This window comes from Ferrimonas lipolytica, assembly GCF_012295575.1.
In the GTDB taxonomy this organism is placed as follows: Bacteria; Pseudomonadota; Gammaproteobacteria; order Enterobacterales; family Shewanellaceae; genus Ferrimonas; species Ferrimonas lipolytica.
Genome location: NZ_CP051180.1, coordinates 1,763,226 through 1,780,762, shown reverse-complemented (window position 1 = coordinate 1,780,762; position 17,537 = coordinate 1,763,226). Strand labels below are relative to the sequence as shown.

At 49.3% G+C, this 17,537-nt stretch carries 14 protein-coding genes; 7 read left to right on the top strand and 7 right to left on the bottom strand.

The features are described from left to right. Nucleotides 1-248: 248 nt before the first annotated feature. The 4 genes from HER31_RS08330 to HER31_RS08315 all read right to left on the bottom strand — a co-directional run bounded on the left by HER31_RS08330 (nucleotide 249) and on the right by HER31_RS08315 (nucleotide 2,791). Nucleotides 249-506 carry an HPr family phosphocarrier protein gene (locus HER31_RS08330; protein ID WP_168660139.1) on the bottom strand — a complete coding sequence of 86 codons (258 nt, stop codon included), beginning with the start codon at nucleotides 504-506 and terminating at the stop codon, nucleotides 249-251. Nucleotides 507-633: 127 nt separating this feature from the next. Then, the gene (cysK, locus tag HER31_RS08325; protein WP_168660138.1) at nucleotides 634-1,608 is read right to left on the bottom strand and encodes a cysteine synthase A; all 975 of its coding nucleotides are present in this window, start codon (nucleotides 1,606-1,608) and stop codon (nucleotides 634-636) included. Nucleotides 1,609-1,865: 257 nt separating this feature from the next. Then, nucleotides 1,866-2,309 carry a DUF3465 domain-containing protein gene (locus HER31_RS08320; protein WP_238786909.1) on the bottom strand — a complete coding sequence of 148 codons (444 nt, stop codon included), beginning with the start codon at nucleotides 2,307-2,309 and terminating at the stop codon, nucleotides 1,866-1,868. Nucleotides 2,310-2,317: 8 nt separating this feature from the next. After that, nucleotides 2,318-2,791 carry a GFA family protein gene (locus HER31_RS08315; RefSeq protein WP_168660137.1) on the bottom strand — a complete coding sequence of 158 codons (474 nt, stop codon included), beginning with the start codon at nucleotides 2,789-2,791 and terminating at the stop codon, nucleotides 2,318-2,320. A gap of 482 nt (nucleotides 2,792-3,273) precedes the next feature. Between HER31_RS08315 and HER31_RS08310 the strand changes: the two genes are divergently transcribed. Continuing rightward, nucleotides 3,274-3,807: a DUF4124 domain-containing protein gene (locus tag HER31_RS08310; RefSeq protein WP_168660136.1), complete on the top strand. Its 534-nt coding sequence runs from the start codon at nucleotides 3,274-3,276 to the stop codon at nucleotides 3,805-3,807. 90 nt (nucleotides 3,808-3,897) lie between these two features. On the opposite strand, the gene HER31_RS08305 is transcribed toward HER31_RS08310, so the two are convergent. Next, a complete protein-coding gene (locus tag HER31_RS08305; RefSeq protein WP_168660135.1) occupies nucleotides 3,898-4,818 on the bottom strand; it encodes a haloalkane dehalogenase in 921 nt (306 codons plus the stop codon). Nucleotides 4,819-5,381: 563 nt separating this feature from the next. Between HER31_RS08305 and HER31_RS08300 the strand changes: the two genes are divergently transcribed. Together HER31_RS08300 and HER31_RS08295 are read left to right on the top strand one after the other, a co-directional pair. Continuing rightward, the gene (locus tag HER31_RS08300) at nucleotides 5,382-6,863 is read left to right on the top strand and encodes an MATE family efflux transporter (protein WP_202983618.1); all 1,482 of its coding nucleotides are present in this window, start codon (nucleotides 5,382-5,384) and stop codon (nucleotides 6,861-6,863) included. Between the two features lie 88 nt (nucleotides 6,864-6,951). Beyond that, nucleotides 6,952-7,575, top strand: a complete 624-nt coding sequence (locus tag HER31_RS08295) for a LysE family translocator (RefSeq protein WP_168660134.1) — start codon at nucleotides 6,952-6,954, stop codon at nucleotides 7,573-7,575. A gap of 391 nt (nucleotides 7,576-7,966) precedes the next feature. Here the strand turns inward: HER31_RS08295 and cysZ are convergent, their stop codons facing one another. After that, entirely contained in the window at nucleotides 7,967-8,719 is a 753-nt protein-coding gene (gene cysZ, locus HER31_RS08290) for a sulfate transporter CysZ (RefSeq protein WP_168660133.1), read from the bottom strand. Nucleotides 8,720-8,860: 141 nt separating this feature from the next. On the opposite strand from cysZ, the gene smc reads away from it, so the two are divergent. The 4 genes from smc (at nucleotide 8,861) to HER31_RS08270 (ending at nucleotide 16,881) form a co-directional block, all read left to right on the top strand. Continuing rightward, entirely contained in the window at nucleotides 8,861-12,313 is a 3,453-nt protein-coding gene (gene smc, locus HER31_RS08285) for a chromosome segregation protein SMC (protein WP_168660132.1), read from the top strand. Nucleotides 12,314-12,342: 29 nt separating this feature from the next. Further along, the gene (zipA, locus tag HER31_RS08280; RefSeq protein WP_168660131.1) at nucleotides 12,343-13,437 is read left to right on the top strand and encodes a cell division protein ZipA; all 1,095 of its coding nucleotides are present in this window, start codon (nucleotides 12,343-12,345) and stop codon (nucleotides 13,435-13,437) included. A gap of 75 nt (nucleotides 13,438-13,512) precedes the next feature. Beyond that, the gene (ligA, locus tag HER31_RS08275; RefSeq protein WP_168660130.1) at nucleotides 13,513-15,543 is read left to right on the top strand and encodes an NAD-dependent DNA ligase LigA; all 2,031 of its coding nucleotides are present in this window, start codon (nucleotides 13,513-13,515) and stop codon (nucleotides 15,541-15,543) included. 522 nt (nucleotides 15,544-16,065) lie between these two features. Then, nucleotides 16,066-16,881, top strand: coding sequence for an SDR family oxidoreductase (locus HER31_RS08270; protein WP_168660129.1), 816 nt, complete (start codon nucleotides 16,066-16,068; stop codon nucleotides 16,879-16,881). Here HER31_RS08270 and HER31_RS08265 read toward each other — a convergent pair. Then, a complete protein-coding gene (locus HER31_RS08265) occupies nucleotides 16,878-17,498 on the bottom strand; it encodes a helix-turn-helix transcriptional regulator (protein WP_168660128.1) in 621 nt (206 codons plus the stop codon). The genes HER31_RS08270 and HER31_RS08265 overlap by 4 nt on opposite strands. Between the last annotated feature and the right edge of the window lie 39 nt (nucleotides 17,499-17,537).

Here is a 17,537-nt window from a genome sequence, read left to right as displayed (position 1 = left end):
GTGAGACGGTGCAGTGTTTCAACCATCATATTAGCTTTTTGGTTTGGGATACAACCAATTAACTCATTTCGGACAACGAGTTTTTGCTTCGTTGATACGCTCATACTGATAACGGCGCATGCTACCGTTAATCATAGTTTGACTGGTGGTGATTTACTGAGCTTATTCGTTAGCGCGGGATAATCGAACTGTATAAATAGCGCTATGCATTTATCAACCATGGAGTGCTCCCCTAAGGGATATTGTTATCAAGTAAGGGTTTCAAGCAGTTGTACCAGCTCTTCAACTGCTTGTTGCTCATCTTCACCATCGGCGCTTAGGTTTACTTCAGCCCCGTGGCTAAGGTTGAGCATCTGCAATCGAAACAGGCTTTTGGCGTTGGCTTGTTCACCTTGGCAGGCAACCACTATCTCAGATTTAAACTGTTGGGCTTTGCGGACGAGAAGAGCGGCGGGGCGAGTGTGGATCCCGTGTGGAGCGGTAATTGTGATTTGGCGTTGGTACATATATGTCCATTGCGAATCTAATTTTTGTGGCGTAAGCATACGGTGAGTAATTGCACTGGGTCAAATCTGCGGTAACAAAAAAGACGACTCGCTTGAGTCGTCTTTAATTTATCTTAAGCTTCAGATTTTATTGAACGTTTTCTGAATCAGTAAAGACACCAGCGAACAGCGCAGAAGAGAGATAACGTTCTGCTGCAGACGGTAAAATGACTACAATCGTCTTGTCTTTTAACTCTGGTTTGGCTTCGATTAGCTTATTAACAGCAACCACAGCAGCGCCAGAGCTGATACCAGCTAAGATTCCTTCCTCTTCCATTAAGCGACGAGCCATTTCGATAGCGTCGTCGTTATCAACGGTTACCGCTTCGTCAACGGTGCTTAGATCGAGGTTGCCTGGAATAAATCCAGCGCCGATGCCTTGAATTTTGTGTGGCCCAGGAGTGAGCTCTTCACCCCGCAGTGCTTGGCCGATTACAGGAGAATCGGTTGGCTCAACCGCAACGGTATAAACCGCTTTGCCTTTAGTGTTTTTAAGGTAGCGAGAGGTACCGGTGATGGTACCGCCAGTGCCAACACCGGCAACAAACACATCTACCTCACCGTCGGTATCGTCCCAGATCTCTGGGCCAGTGGTTTTTTCGTGGATAGCTGGGTTGGCTGGGTTTTCGAATTGTTGCAGCAGTACAAAGGTTTCTGGATTGCTGTCACGGATCTCTTCCGCTTTAGCTACTGCGCCCTTCATGCCTTTAGCCCCTTCGGTTAATACCAGATTGGCACCAAGTGCTTTGAGTAGCTTACGGCGTTCCAAGCTCATGGTATTGGGCATGGTTAGGGTGAGTTTGTAGCCACGGGACGCAGCAACAAAAGCCAAGGCGATACCGGTGTTACCGGAGGTCGGTTCAATGATCTCTTTTCCAGCTGAGAGCGTGCCGTTTTTCTCAGCTTCCCAAATCATGTTGGCACCCAAACGACATTTTACACTGAAAGAGGGGTTACGAGCTTCCACTTTCGCGAGAACGTTGGTGCCGTTGGTGACTCGGTTGAGGCGAACTAAAGGTGTGTTGCCGATGGTTTGCGAGTTATCTTGAAAAATCTTGGCCATGATCTGCTTTCCTGCAATGACGTGAAATAAATCCTGTAGTTATGGAGTTAGCATATAGGGCAAGCGCTAACGGTGAAGTGATGGTTCGTTATCTCTTATATCCTTATGGAATAAAGGACAATTCAAAAGCTATATGAATTTTATTCGTCATGGGTGTGAATGCCGATAATTAGATACTGTTCGGCAGTAGCGATATACAAATTAGAACTTACTAACTGATAGTTAGTCTTTTTATTGGCACCGCTGGTGCCCCAAAACTACTGATAAACTCGGTTGTGGTGCCTTAACCATCCATCCACGTGATGACCTCGTGGGTCATGATGGGTCCAGTGCAATACGCCACCCCGTTGGTTCCATTCATATTCACCATAAAAGTAGACAGTATCGCCGACTGCAAGTGCGTCGATTCTTGGCGCTAAATCGATGTTATGGGCAATGAGTAGAGTGCGGTTCGAAGCTAAGGTAATGATAAAGCGTTGATGGCGACTGCCCTTAAGATCATCAGCTAATAGCTTGGTTACGGTGCCACTGCCCTCAACCTGCACGTCGCTCTGTTGGTTGGTAAAAGCCTGCTCTATTAACGAGGAACCAGTAACTGATGCTGTTGTTTTGCCAGCATCTAATGGTGGTAGATCAAGTTCGACTTGGCTGAGCGCCAGTGCCACAGCAACTATGGCAAAAATAATGCGTTGGACCGACACACGCACTCCTATATATGTGGTTGATTAAGAAGCGCTTTTATCAGCTTACTGGATAAAGCTAACTGACTACGCGCAAAGCCATGATACTTATCGAGAGAATCATCGATTTCTGCGACTCGTTTATCGTAGAAGATATGCAACGATGGCCGCGGAATATATTGCTCTTGTTTGATGTTGGCAGTTGGCACCACCACCAGTTTCGGTAGCAGTGGTAGATCGACTAGCTCAATAGCAGGTGAGCCGCAGTGACTACAGCTTCCCCGTTGAACTGCTGGGGGAGACTTGTAACGCTTGAACTGGACGCTGTTCGGTGCAGGCATACGGACATCTTCGGTGCGGAATATGGTGACGTCGGCGAAGGGGGCATTATTAAATCGTTGGCAAATGGTGCAATGGCAGTAGACCCGCAATAGTGGCGCTGAAAACACCTGAAATTGGGTTGCTCCACAAATACATAAACAATTAGGTGTCCGATCCATCATTCTGTCCTGCGCTGTAACATAGAGACAAGTTTATTCAATTTATAGGGTTAGGGTAGATTCTGGCTACCGTTATTGTGCCTTTAAAATGTAAGCGATCTCTGCCACGCGACGACTGTGAATTGTCTGTTTTGTCTAAAACGGCGTGGTTTTGTTCAACGCTATCCATATCGTGACGCAGTAAGTTGCTGTTGGAGGCGGGCCTGGCAGTGACTCGCGCCTAAAAAGTGGTGTCTATGTTAGAGCATTGTGTGTTTTGTGGGCTACTCAGTAACAATTAGAATTCGAGCTATAATGTTGAATAATGGTCACTTGTAGCCAAATACAAGCAGCTTGCTAAAGGTGTATTGTTTGGCAACTGTGATAACATTCTTGAAACGTGAGCTTGGATTACCGTTGCGGTTTGCAACGATTCAGGTGAAGTTAGCGTTCAAAATGTGAGTGACCTAAACGGAATTGGTCGTTCTAATGCACAAGGAACTGTGATGCGAAGTTTGGTAATACTACTAATACTCGTGAGTTGCCCTGCGTGGTCGACAATCTATAAGTGGGTTGACGAGCAAGGGCAGGTTCACTATAGCGAACTGGCCCCGCTTGAGGGCAGTAGGGACTTACAAGAGTTTGTGCCTGAGAAACCCCGCAGTGCTACGGTCGTCACGCGCTTACCGCCGGATCGCGGAGTAAACTTATCTGAGCAAGCTGAGCAGCTTGCTCAAGAGCTCGATAGTTCCATTATTGATATGGCGTACAACAATCAGCCACTCGATTGTAATCGAGCGGACGGTAACATTACCTCGAGCTTAGCGATGTTGAAGCGGATGGCGCAAAAGAAGTATAAAAATGGCGACATTACTGAAGTGCAGTTGGTTAAAGTCCAACATTTAGCACGTCAGCTCAATCAACAAAGTAGTCCTAGTCAGTGTCGTAAAGCGGTGACCAATGAAAAAGCATTCTATAAGTGCATGTCTAGCGATCACAGTCACGTTTTTGCTTGTCTAAACAAGTATCGGCCACGCTAGATCATTCGCCAAAGCAAACCATCCTAGGCTAATACAATGGCTCACTGAAAACGGTGCGCCATTGTTGGTTTTGGCCAATAGCAACAACATCTAGGAAGCGCAGTTATCAAGCCAAGCTAGCACCGTCTTAGCCCAGTTTTCGCCATCATACTCCTGTACGAAATGGCTACCCTTTAAAGTGGTGTGGGGTTGATGTCGGCAACCAGGAACACGGTTAATGAAGGCTTTGTCACCCCCTGCCGTGATCGGATCGTTATCACTAAAGCACATCAACATCGGTTTGTTCCATACCATTAATGCTTGCCACGCTTTTCGATTAGCTTGGGTGGCGGGATCGTCAACTGTTATCGGCACCAAGCTTGGAAAGGCGCGAGCAGCGGCAGTAAAGCGTTGATCTGGAAATGGTGCTCGATAGGCTTGGATAATCTGTTCACTAAGGTATTGGGTTGGATCCTTGGTGAGGTAACCACCACAGATTGCTCCGGCATCGAACTTCGCAACACTCAGCGCATACTTTCGCCACGCTAAAAATGCCGCTTGCATCGGCTGGTCGCCGGTAGGCAAACCGGTATTAGCTAAGCTTATCTGTGCAAATCGTTGTGGATGTTCGGTGGCAATGCGTAAGCCTAACAATCCGCCCCAGTCTTGGGCGATTAGAGTGATCCCAGCAAGCTCTAACGTTTCAATTAGACTCACTAACCAATCGATATGGCGCTGATAGCTAAAATGCTCTAGTTGTGTTGGTTTATCGGAACGACCAAAGCCAATTAAATCTGGTGCTATTACCCGATAACCGGCGGCGACAAAGATAGGAATCATCTTGCGATAAAGAAAGCACCAACTTGGCTCTCCATGCAAACACAAGATCACCTTTCCACCTTTGGGGCCTTCATCTAGGTAGTGCAGACGCAGTGTGCCTAATACCGCATCATCGATGTCATGATAGTTTGGGGAGAACGGGAACTCCGGTAAGTCGGCAAAGCGATCATCAGGGGTACGTAATACTTCCATGTGCTGCAGATTCCGTTAGCGGTTATCGATATAACCAGCTTGGGCGAACTAAGATAATAAATGCAGCTTCAATCCCGCCAACTTCGAGGTGATAAGTGCCATGGTTCGGCAACGCTTGGCTATGGTACTGAGCAAGCCACTTTCGATTCGGCTGTGTACCAATTAAGTGTTGCTCTTTCCAATGCTGTTAAAGCACTAGCTAGGCGAGTTTTGATGCAAAGGGAAAGCACTACCGCCGTTGAGTCTCTGCCGCATTGGAGCAGTTCAGCGAAGCGTTTTGGACTGTGACCTAAGGCAAAGGGGGGGGGATTGCAAAGGGGGCTAAGCTCCCCCCTAATGCATACCAGAATGTGTCGTCGCCACCGCGACATAACCCCTTAAGAGTACTGCAATCGGTGAAGCTGAAGGTTTAAGATAAACTTCAACAGCTAACTACGACACAGCCTTCGATTAGGGCCGAATGGCAATGTGATCAGTATCGTAACCTGCCAAAGCGAGTATACTAGCCCACCAATGCAGTTGGTTTAGAACATTCGCAACATCCCCCCATTTAAGGAGTTACAGTGACCCAAGCGGTTTTCACTCAAGGCAGTACATTGCGTCATATTTTAGTGATGACGAGCACCAGCAGCATTGGCCTTATGACCATGTTTGCCGTCGATTTGGCTGACATGTATTTTTTGAGTTTACTGGGTGAGCAAGAGTTGGCCGCCGCCATCGGTTTTGCTGGAACTCTATTATTTCTATTAACGGCCATCAGTATTGGTTTGAACATCGCGATGGGAGCGATGGTTGCCCGAGCCGAAGGTGCACGTGACCGCGATGGCGCCAAGCGCTATTGCACCAATGTGTTGCTGTTAAGTGCATTACTGGGGTTGGTGCTGACCATTCCGCTGTGGTACGCACTGCCATATCTGTTAACCCTGTTAGGCGCTGATGGACTAACCCATCAATATGCGTTGAGTTATGGTCAGATCTTGTTACCTAGCACCGTATTCTTAACCATTGGTATGGGGGCGGCGGCGGCCCTCCGTGCAGTAGGCGCAGCAAAGCTGTCGATGTACGCAATTATGCTTGGTGGTATCGTTAACGCAGTACTAGACCCATTGTTTATCTTTACCTTTGGTTGGGGTCTTGAAGGTGCTGCGTGGGCATCGGTGGTTGCGCGTTTAGCAATTGTGCTAGCGGCGTTGATCCCGTTACATCGCAAATATCGACTGTTGGCACAACCATCGTTGACTCACTTTATTGCCGATTTCCCAAAGGTAATGGTGGTGGCTCTGCCCGCAATGCTAACCAATTTGGCCACGCCGATTGGCAGTAGCTACGTCATTAAAGTGATGGCTGAATTTGGTGACTCAGCTGTGGCGGGAGCAGCAATTATTGGCCGCTTAGCACCAGTTGCCTTTGGGTTTGTGTTCGCATTATCTGGCGCTATCGGGCCAATCATTGGCCAGAACGTCGGCCAACAAGACTATGGCCGGGTAAAGGAGGCGATCCGCAATGCGTTACTGGTCAACTTGGCATACGTAACGAGCGTGTGGGTGTTGCTTGCTAACATCTCTGGCTGGATCGTCGCTGTTTTTGATGTCGGTGGTGAGGCGGCAGAGCTTATCTATTTCTATCTGCACTGGTTAGTTGGTGGTTTTATCTTTGCGGGTACACTGTTTATTACCAATGCATGCTTTAACAATCTTAACCGGGCTCATATTGCGACCATGTTCAATTTTGCCCGAGCGTTTTTAGGTACCGTTCCGGCAGTGTTTATTTTGTCTGAACTGTTCGGCGCTAAAGGCGTGTTAGCCGGTGAAATGGTCGGGGTGGTGTTATGGTCGCTGATTGCGGTGTGGTTGGTGCGTCGTACTGTTGAGCGCATGGCTAGAGGCACCGAGCCAGAAGCTAACGAAGTACAGGAGCTGTTTGAGCCTCTAAAAGAGGATGAAACTTGTCAGTGGGCGTATTGTTCCGGTCAAGCGCAGTTAAACCAGCAATGCCACTCACACAGTGACGATGGCGTTGTCGTAGAGCCAAGCTCGGCTAAATAGTCAAAGGCAGTGTTGTGGGTAACTCATCCACAGCGGCGCATAGTATTGCCGAAGTGGGTTCAGGTTATTAGTTAAATAGGAAGTAGTAATGACGTTGGTAAGTTGGTTGCCGCTGGCAGCAGTATGCACTTTAGGGGCAATTAGTCCGGGGCCGAGTTTGGCGTTGGTTATCAGTAATACCGTTGGTGGTGGTACCTCAAGAGGGGTTGCCACTGCCGTTGGGCATGGCGTTGGGGTTGGCTTATATGCGTTGATAACCGCCATGGGGTTAGGGTTACTGATCAGTAATACACCATGGTTATTTAGCACCATCCAATACGCTGGTGCGGCGTTTTTGCTCTTTACCGCCTACAAACTGTTGCGCAGTGCAGTGGCTACAACAGATCAACAACAGGAGCAGCATCAGCCTCGTTTTAGTGGTTTTGGTGGTGGCTTTTTGGTTGCGTTTTTAAATCCTAAATTGGCGATCTTTTTCCTCGCCTTATTCAGTCAATTTGTCACTGCAGAATTAACCCTTGCCGATCAGTTGTTGATGATGCTCACTGCCGGTGGCATCGACGCGATCTGGTTTGCTTTAGTGGCGTTGGGTATTGGCCGGACTGGCTTACTGGCGCTATTGAAGCGCAACAGCGTTTGGGTTGATAGGATCAGTGGGCTAATATTTATTAGCCTTGCCAGTGCAGTGATATTGCAGCCTGCGCTTTCTAGTTAAATAGAACAGATATAACGAGATTAGTCCCAGATAGGCGGGATTAAAAAGGCTGTGTCACAGTTAAGTATTGAGGTTTATATCAAGCCTTCGGCTGTACCGATTGTGGTGCTTTAGGGGATTATGTCGCGGTGGCGACGACACATTCTGGTATGCATTAGGGGAGAGCTTAGCCCCCTTGCATTGGAGCAGTCCCAAACGCTTCGCTAGACTGCTCCAATGCGGCAGAAGATCAACGGCGGAATGTTTTCCCCTTGTATCAAAAATCGCCTAGCCGGTGCTTTAACAGTATTGGTTAGAACAACACCTAGTTGGTACACAGCCATTAAAAAGGCGGCATCAATCGAATTGATGCCGCCTTTTTGTTTCACTCAAACTCGATAATGCGTAAGTGCTAGTTATCTAAACGGTGTACTTCACGGTATTGGTCAACCCAATAGGCGGTAGCGCCGCAGATAGCAACTGGCATCAGGATCAGGTTCACTATCGGTACCATGGCAATAACTGCGCAGGTAGCACCGAAGGTAAAGGCTCGCCAGCGCTGCATCTTAAGAGCACTCTTCATACGTGAGAATGGCACCTTGTGGTTATCAAACGGGTAATCCAAATATTGGATAGCCATCATCCAGGCGGTAAAGGCAAACCATGCGACGGCGCCGATACCAGGCACAAAAAACAGTATGATAAGAAACAGCAAGGCTCGAGGTAGGTAATAGCCTAGTTTGGTTAGCTCTCGTCCTAGTAGCCGTGGGGTGTCTTTCAATAGATCAACCATGCCACCGGTATCTAAGGTTTCCCCGGTTAACTTCTTTTCAACTTGCTCCGCTAACAGGCCATTAAATGGGGCAGCGATAAAATTCATTACGGTGGTGAACAAGTAGCTGGCACTGATTACTACCGATAAGAAGATCAGTGGCCACAACAGGAAGTTTAGCCAATCTAGGTATTGTGGGAGTGAGCCTAATAACTGTTCCATCCAAACATTAATCTGTTGAAACAGAAAGTAGAAGGCGGCGGAGAAGAGGATCAAGTTGATCCCCAATGGGACCACTACAAACCGACGTAGGCCGGGCTGACGAATAAGTTCTAACCCTTTGAGCAGATACTGTACGCCGCTCGCTCCTGCTGGCAAAACTGGTTGATTCATAAAGTGCTTACTTATTAACTGCGATGGCCTAATTGTGTTGCTTTGGGGGCCTCTAGGTCAAACCCAAGCTGTTACAAAATATCGCGGTAGATGGTAAAGTTGGCGGCAATTACCTCCTATTAATAGCGTCCTTGTGCCTTCATGCGGCTAAAACACATTAAACTGGCCGGCTTCAAATCTTTTGTTGATCCCACCAAAGTAGCTTTCCCTGATTCAATGACCGCCATCGTTGGACCGAATGGCTGTGGAAAATCCAATGTCATCGACGCCGTTCGTTGGGTTTTAGGCGAAAGTAACGCCAAAAACCTTCGTGGCGACGCCATGACCGACGTGATATTTAATGGCTCGACCGGACGCAAGCCAGTGTCGGTTGCTAGCGTTGAATTGGTGTTTGATAACAGCGAGGGGCGCCTCGAAGGGCAATTTGGCAGCTACGCCGAGCTGTCGGTTAAGCGCCAAGTGAACCGCGAAGCTCAATCCAGCTATTTCTTGAATGGCAGTAAGTGCCGTCGTCGGGATATTACCGATCTATTTATGGGCACCGGTTTGGGCCCACGTAGTTACGCGATTATTGAGCAGGGCACGGTATCGCGACTTATCGAGTCGAAGCCACAGGAGCTGCGTGTCTTCATCGAAGAGGCGGCAGGGATCTCTCGTTATAAAGAACGTCGTCGTGAGACGGAGAGCCGAATCCGCCATACCCGTGAAAACTTAGAGCGGCTGGCGGACATTCGCAATGAACTTGGAAGCCAGATAAGTAAGCTGCAACAACAAGCCGAAGCTGCCCAACAATACCGTTTGTTGAAAGGGCAGGAGCGAACCTTGCAAGGGGAGATCATCGCTCTGCGTTGGCGCGATGCTGATAGCAAAATGAAGCAACTGGCTGAGCAGATAAAACAGCTGAGCTACCGTCTAAATCAGTTAGATGGCAGTTTGGCGGGCGATGACGCTCAGTTAGCGCTGTTACAGCAGCAAAAAAGCGACGTAATGGCGGCGGAGAAGCATAGCCAGCAACGTCGTTTTGAAGTGAGCGATGAGATCACCAAGATTGAGCAACAGCTGTTGCATTTAAAAGAGCGGCAACAACAGTTAACTCAGGAACAGCGCCGCACCCAACAACAATTGGCAGACGCTCAGTCACAGCAACTGGATCTGCAAAGTGCTCAGCAAACCCTCGAACAAGCGGTGCAACAGGCCAGCCCAATGTTGACGCTGCTGCACGATACCGCCGCTGCAATAAAGAGCCAATATCAAACCCTCGAACAGCAGCATGAGCGGCTAGAACAACAACGTGAAGGAGCTCGTGCGGACAAGGCGTCAGCGGAGCGAGAGGTTCACGATGTGCATTCAGCGCTGCAGGTTAATCAGCGCGAACAACAGCAGCAACAACAGCAACAAACTCGACTAGAGCAACAATTACAGCAGCTAACACTGCCGCAACTGCAAGCGAGCAAACAACAAGCTCAAAAGACCGTTGCCCAAGCTGAGCAGGATCATGCTGAGCAGAAGAATAAATTGCAGGCGAGCCAGGAGCGACAACAACGGCTTCAGGCTGAGCAGCAGCAACTGCTTGAGGCTCAACAACAGCTGCAACACCAGCAGACGCAAGTGGCTGCACAATTTAATGCTAACGAGACACTACTAGCGGCTCGTCAGGGGGAGCTACCACCTGCCTTTGCTAAGATGACAAAAGCATGGCAACAACTGCAGATTGATGCCGATTGGGCGCTAGCGGTGGAGTCGGTGTTGGGGCCGCGTTTGCAAGCAGTTGTTGGTGCAAGCAGCGATTTGCCCGCTGGCGTTTGGCAATTGCAGTTAAGCCCGACGGCAAGTGTATCCCCTCGGACTTGGCCGACATTAGCTTCCAAGCTTGAAAGTGGCTTCAACCTCGAACCATGGCTCGGTTGGGTCTACTGCGCTGAAGACGATAACCAAGCACAGCAGTGGTTAGTGGATTGCTTGCCTCATGAGTCAGTTATCCTAGCGGATGGCCGTTGGTTTGGCGTTGGTTTTCAGGCTAATGCAGGCAGCGTTAAACAAATAACGCTAACGGAGTTGGTTGCTCAGCAGCGCAGCCTTGAACAGCAGTGTCTGCAATTGTCGCAAACGATTGCAGCGAACGAACAAAAGATAACGCGTAGTAATGAGCGAGTGGCGACGGCGACGCAACAACTGCAGCAGCATCAGTTACAGTTGCAGCAAGGGCGTGAGTGGCAACTGGCACAACACCATGAACTGGAAAAGTGGCAGCATCAACTCACGTTAGCTGAACAACAACAACAGCTGCTATTGGAACAGCAACAAAGTAATTTAGCCCAGCGACAGCAACTAACGGAGCAGCAACAACAGCTGACAACGCGACTGGAGCAAGCCCAGCAACGGTTACAATCGGTCGAAAGTGAGTTAACCCAGCACGATAACAATTTGGTGCAGCATCGGCTCGATCTGCGCAATCAGCGCGAGCAACTGGAGCAAGTTGGCACCAAGGTGCAGCAGAGTCAGCTGCAACAGCAAAGCGACAAGGCACGCCTGGCTGGGATTGCTGATCAGTTGTCGCAAGCCCATCACAGTGTGCAGCAATGGCAGCAACGTTTGCACGACGGTGACCAGCAGCAACTTGAACTGCAAAGCCCGATTGAACCACAACAATTGAAATTAGCTGAACTCAGACAACAGCGCAGTGAGCTGGAGTTAAGTTTAAAGAACCAACAGCAGCAACTCGCCGATTTTGAAGGCCAATTGCAGGCGATGGTTGACAATTCACGCGGTCAGCAAGGGTTGCGACAAAAGCTAATGGAGCAGCGCAGCAAGCACGAATTGGAACATGAAGGTTTGCGAGTAAAAGCGCAAGGTCAGCTGGATCAGCTAGCTGAAACGCAAAACAACCTTGCAGTATTACTCGAAGGGCTCGATGCCAGTGCATCTCTACCGCAACGAATTAAGCTGATTGACCTAGTTAAACAACAGGTGGCGCAATTGGGGGCGATTAACCTTGCGGCTATCGAGGAGTTTGATCAACAGAACCAACGTAAACTGTATCTAGATCAGCAAAACAGCGATCTAACCAAAGCGATTGAGATGCTGGAAGGGGCAATACGCAAGATTGACCGTGAAACCAAAGCACGATTTAAAGTGACCTTCGATGCAATTAATGCCGATCTATCGGTGTTGTTTCCGAAGGTGTTTGGCGGTGGCAGCGCGGCGCTGGCGCTTACTGGTGATGACCTACTTGAAGCTGGCGTTACCATCATGGCGCAACCGCCGGGGAAAAAGAACAGTACCATTCACTTGCTGTCTGGTGGTGAAAAAGCACTGACCGCCTTATCATTAGTGTTTGCGATTTTCCGACTAAATCCGGCACCGTTTTGTTTATTGGACGAAGTAGATGCACCATTAGACGATGCAAACGTCAGTCGTTTTTGTCGATTGGTCAAAGAGATGTCAGAAACTGTTCAATTTATCTTCATTAGCCACAATAAGGTGAGCATGGAGATGGCAGATCGCTTAACGGGCGTTACAATGCATGAGCCAGGATGCTCTCGCATTGTGGCCGTGGATATAGAAGAGGCCGCTGCGATGGCCAGCGTTAAATAACTACAGGGTATTGCGCCACTATGGATGATATGCGTATCGTTTTTCTCGTTGTCGGTACTATTGCGATTGTGGGTTTGATGGTGCACGGATTTTGGTCTGTGCAAAAAAAGAAACCGAAAGCTCAGAATCGCCGCACCGCTAGCACTAAATCAAAAAAGGCAGTGCCGCGCGTAGCGCCAGAGCCACAAATTGAAGAGCCAGAGTTGGTTCCTATCCGTGCGGTTGAACCAGACCCCGTAGTGGCACAGCCAGCGCAGCAAAGCTTGCTGGCGGAAGAGTTGGCGCCAACCCCTGAGCCGCCAGTTAAAGTCGCTCGGCCGCGCGCAGCCAGTCCCGTTCGTCACGAGCCAAGTTTAGGTCAAGATCAGATTGAACTTGGCCTTGAGCCAGCTCCAGCAGTAACGCCGGTTCAACCTGAAGTTGTTATTGTTGAAGAGCAGCCGCCAATTGTTGCTAAGGCGCAACCGGAGCCGGAATCAGAGCATGAGTTGCCAACCTTTCATAGCGCAGTTGTTGCACCGCCAGAGCAGCCTGTGCAACCAGAGTCCAGTGTTAAAACTGAACCGGCATTTCAGCATGATTTAGAGCCTGAGGTTGAACAGCGAGCGGAAGAGCAGGTAGAGCTTACACTTGAACCGGAGCCGATGTTTATCGAAACACCGGAACCGCAAGTGGAAGTGGCAGAGCCAGAACCACAGGATCCGACCGACGTGTTGGTGTTATACGTGGTTGGTAAAGATGGCAGCCAGATTATGGGCGAAGAGTTATTACCTAACCTGACCTCAATGGGCTTTAAGTTTGGTGATATGGATATTTTCCACCGCCATCAGCACACTAATGGCCGTGGCCCAGTCCAGTATTCATTGGCGAATATGCTCCAACCAGGTACCTTTGATCTGGATACGATGGAACAGTTCAGCACGGAAGGAGTGCTGCTGTTCTTAACCTTGCCAACCAAGAATGATGCCCGAGTGGCGTTTTCGATGATGCTTGGCAACGCCAAAGGCCTTGCTGATTTTCACGGTGGTCAGGTGTTAGATGATCAGCGCAATGTATGGAATGACGCCTCACAAGAGCGTTACATGCAGCGAATTCAAGCCGCTGAATCCACCCAGAGTGCCTAAATCAGCAATTATAATTGCAATCAAAAGGCCGCTTATTGCGGCCTTTTGTGTCACTAGCGAAAGATTGAGATTTTCATGAGCGAACAAGCCCAACAACGTATCGAGCAGTTGTGCCAGCAACTAAATGAACATAACCACCAGTATTATGTTCTTGATAATCCGACTATTCCAGATGCGGAATATGACCGTTTGATGCGTGAATTGCAGCAGTTGGAACAAGACTTTCCAGAACTACTGCGCCAAGATTCTCCCAGCCAGCGTGTTGGTGGTGAACCATTATCTCAATTTAACTCGGTGGCTCACTTAAAGCCGATGTTGTCGCTTGACAACGCGATGAATGAAGAGGAGTTCAGTGCTTTCCACAAACGTTTGCAAGAGCGTTTGGGCAGCAATGATATCCATTACTGTGCTGAACCCAAGCTCGATGGCATTGCGGTTAGCTTGCTGTATCGCAATGGCCTACTAGAACGTGCCGCCACTCGCGGTGATGGCATGACCGGCGAAGAGATCACCCATAACGTTAAAACCATCGGCTCGGTGCCGCTGCGTTTGCATGGCGGCAAGTTCCCTGAACTGGTTGAGGTTCGTGGTGAAGCCTTCATGCCTAAAGCTGGCTTTGATGAGATGAACCGCAAGGCCCACGCTGCTGGCGAAAAGACCTTTGTTAATCCTCGTAATGCTGCCGCTGGCAGTCTGCGTCAACTCGATAGTCGCATCACTGCGAACCGACCGTTGGCGTTTTACGCGTATGCGATGGGGGTCGTTGAAGGAGAGCGCGATGCGCTAGCCCAAGGTCACTTTGAGCAGTTGCAGCAGCTCAAAACGTGGGGGTTGCCGGTTTCTCCTTTGGTTGAGCTAGCCGCTGGCGAGGAGGGTGGTTTAGGTTATTTCCGCCGAGTTAATGAAGAACGTGCAAGCTTGCCGTACGAAATCGATGGCGTCGTTATCAAGGTTAACAACCTTGAACAGCAGCACCAGCTCGGCTTTGTTGCTCGTGCACCACGGTGGGCTATTGCCTGTAAATTCCCTGCCGAAGAGGAGCTCACTACCCTTAATGATGTTGAGTTTCAGGTTGGTCGAACCGGAGCGGTTACGCCAGTCGCCCGCTTAGAGCCAGTGTTTGTGGGCGGCGTGACCGTGTCCAACGCTACCTTGCACAATGGCGATGAGATTGCGCGTCTCGGGGTAAAAATCGGCGATACAGTGATCATCCGTCGCGCTGGTGACGTAATCCCGCAGATTGTTTCTGTGGTGCTAGATCGCCGCCCAGTCGATGCCGGTGATATTGAGATCCCCAGCCAATGTCCGGTGTGCCAGTCGAAGGTAGAACGATTTGAGGGTGAAGCGGTTGCCCGTTGTTCTGGCGGATTGTTCTGCGAAGCGCAACGCAAAGAAGCAATTAAACATTTTGCTTCACGTAAAGCCATGGACGTTGATGGCTTAGGCGACAAGTTGGTTGAACTCCTCGTTGACAAAGAACTGATAAAAACCCCGGCCGATCTATTTGGCTTATCGGCATCAACCTTGACCATGTTGCCACGCATGGGGATGAAATCCGCAGAAAAACTGATTAAGTCTCTGCAAGCCGCTCGTGAAACAACCCTTCCTCGCTTTCTATACAGCTTAGGTATCCGTGAAGTGGGCGAGGCGACTGCGGCTAACCTTGCGCGTCACTTTAAAACCTTGGAGGCATTGGCAGCAGCGGATGTTGATGCCCTAATTGAGGTTGATGAAGTGGGTGAAATTGTCGCTAAGCATGTCTACTACTTCTTTCGGCAGCCACACAATCAGGAGGTGATAGCCGCTTTGATCGATGTGGATGGTGCTAATCTGCACTGGGCCGCTATTGAAGAGGTAGCTGAGGACCAGCAGCCATTGAAAGGCCAGACTTGGGTGCTAACCGGTACCATGAGCCAACTCGGGCGTGCTGATGCTAAGGCGGCATTAGAAGCCTTAGGTGCCAAGGTATCCGGCAGCGTATCTAAAAATACCACCACCCTAGTTGCCGGTGAAAAGGCCGGTTCTAAGCTAACCAAGGCTACCGATTTAGGAGTGGCAGTATTGGATGAGCAAGGCTTGCTGGCATTATTGGCGAGCCATTCGTAACGGTCACAAAAGAATATACGCCTCGGTATCCACTGAGGCGTTTTTATATGACGAGTTGGAGTTAGCTGTTGAGATTTATCTCAAGCCTTCGCCCCTACCGATTATGGTGTATGAGAGGGGCTACGTCGTGGTGGTGACGACACCCAAAGGGGGGGCAGCGCTTTTGGAATTCCCCTTTGCCTGAGCAGTGCAAAGCGCTTCTCTGGACCACTCCAATGCTGCAGAAGATCAATGGCGGTAGTGCATTACTCCTTGTAATGAGGCGCGCCTAGCCGATGCTTTAACAGTATTGGTTAGCACAATACTTAGTTGGTACACCGTTTTTTTGGGGGGCGGTTAACGATTAAAAACGGACCGTAACACTCGGTAAATGAGACGATAGTAGCGGTTGTCGTCTGCTTCGGCCGCCCCTTGACCCATTACTCAGTTAGACGGCTTCTTATCAAACCGTGAAACTCGCTTAGGCCGAGCTGGTTGCTGTGTTATGTTGCCGCAACTATTGAATTTTCAACGAGGCGTGACATGAAGCAATTGTCCATCGCAGGCTGTGGTTGGCTTGGTTTAGCGTTAGCACAGCATTTAACAGCTAAGTCGTGGCAGATAAGCGGCTGTAGCCGTAACCTTGAGACCTTAACCACCTTAAAACAACATGGGATTGCGGCAACCTATATGGATCTGGATGGCGAATTTCGTTGTCCTGAACCGAGTACGTTATTCGCTAGTGAATGGTTGTTTATTAATGTGCCACCGGGACGCCATCAGCAAGATAATGCCTACGCCGATCGAGTGGCTTTGTTGGCACAGGCAGCTAAAAGCCATGGGGTTAATAAGGTGATCTTTGTTAGCTCAACGGCTGTTTATCAAGATGGTGCGGATTACCCTAATGTCAACGAGCAAAGCGCCTTGGCAAGTGATGTTCGAGCAGCAACAATGCTTGAAGCGGAAGCGGTGATTAAGCAGCATTTCGAACAGTGGATGATTTTACGTCCGGCGGGACTGGTTGGGGGAGAACGTCATCCAGGGCGTTTTTTAGCGGGTAAAGTAGGTCTAGCTGGCGCTGGTGCCCCAATCAACTTGGTGCATCGGGACGATGTTATTGCCGCGGTAGAGATGTTGTTAGAGCAGCCGCAATGGGGAGAGATATTTAACCTGTCGGCACCGAAGACCTGTAACCGCGGTGAGTTTTATCCTCAAGCTGCTCAGGCTTTAGGACTAACAGCTCCGAGTTTTAGCGACGAACTGCAAAATGGCAAAAAAGTTGATAGCAGCAAAATCTGCCGTGCAGGGTTTGAGTTTTGCTATCCAAACGTTATGACAATGCCACCGTTAGCGAACTAGTGTGGCTCAATGATATAGGCACAACGTCTTGCGCCATTAAGCAGATGTTCACTGCGTGACACCTGAGCTAGCCCATTAAGTAGGAGTTGAAACAGCTGCAACTCCTGTTGGCATAATCCTTGGCAGCACGCAGCAGCGGCGCAGATGGGACAGTGATCCTCAATCAGTAACCACCCATTGTGACTCTGTTCAACTCGAGCCATATAGCCCTCTTGTTGGCGTAGCTCCGCTAATGCTTCAATCTTCTCGGGTAAGGAGGTATAGCTTGCTAACTGGGTGAGATAACTGTGTTGCTGCAGTTTACTGCGATGATCAATAAGTTGGTTTAATCCTTGCGGGCCAAAAAGTTGTTCGATTGAATCAAGTAGTTGAATCGTAAAGTCTTGGTGTCGATCGCCAAAGTGGTTATGGCCCGTTGTCGTAAGTTGCCAATGGCGAGTTGGGCGCCCTGGACCATTGGTAATATCTTTGAACTCAAGCAGTTGTTGTTGCTCTAACTTATGGAGATGGCCGCGAGCCCCCATTGTCGTTACCCCTAACGCGGAGGCAATGTCGTTTAACGGTGAAGCGCCGTGCTGTTTGATATAGAACAAAATTTTACTGCTGGATGACGACATATACACTCCTTGGCCAATGGGCTTATTGTTGCAGCAGCC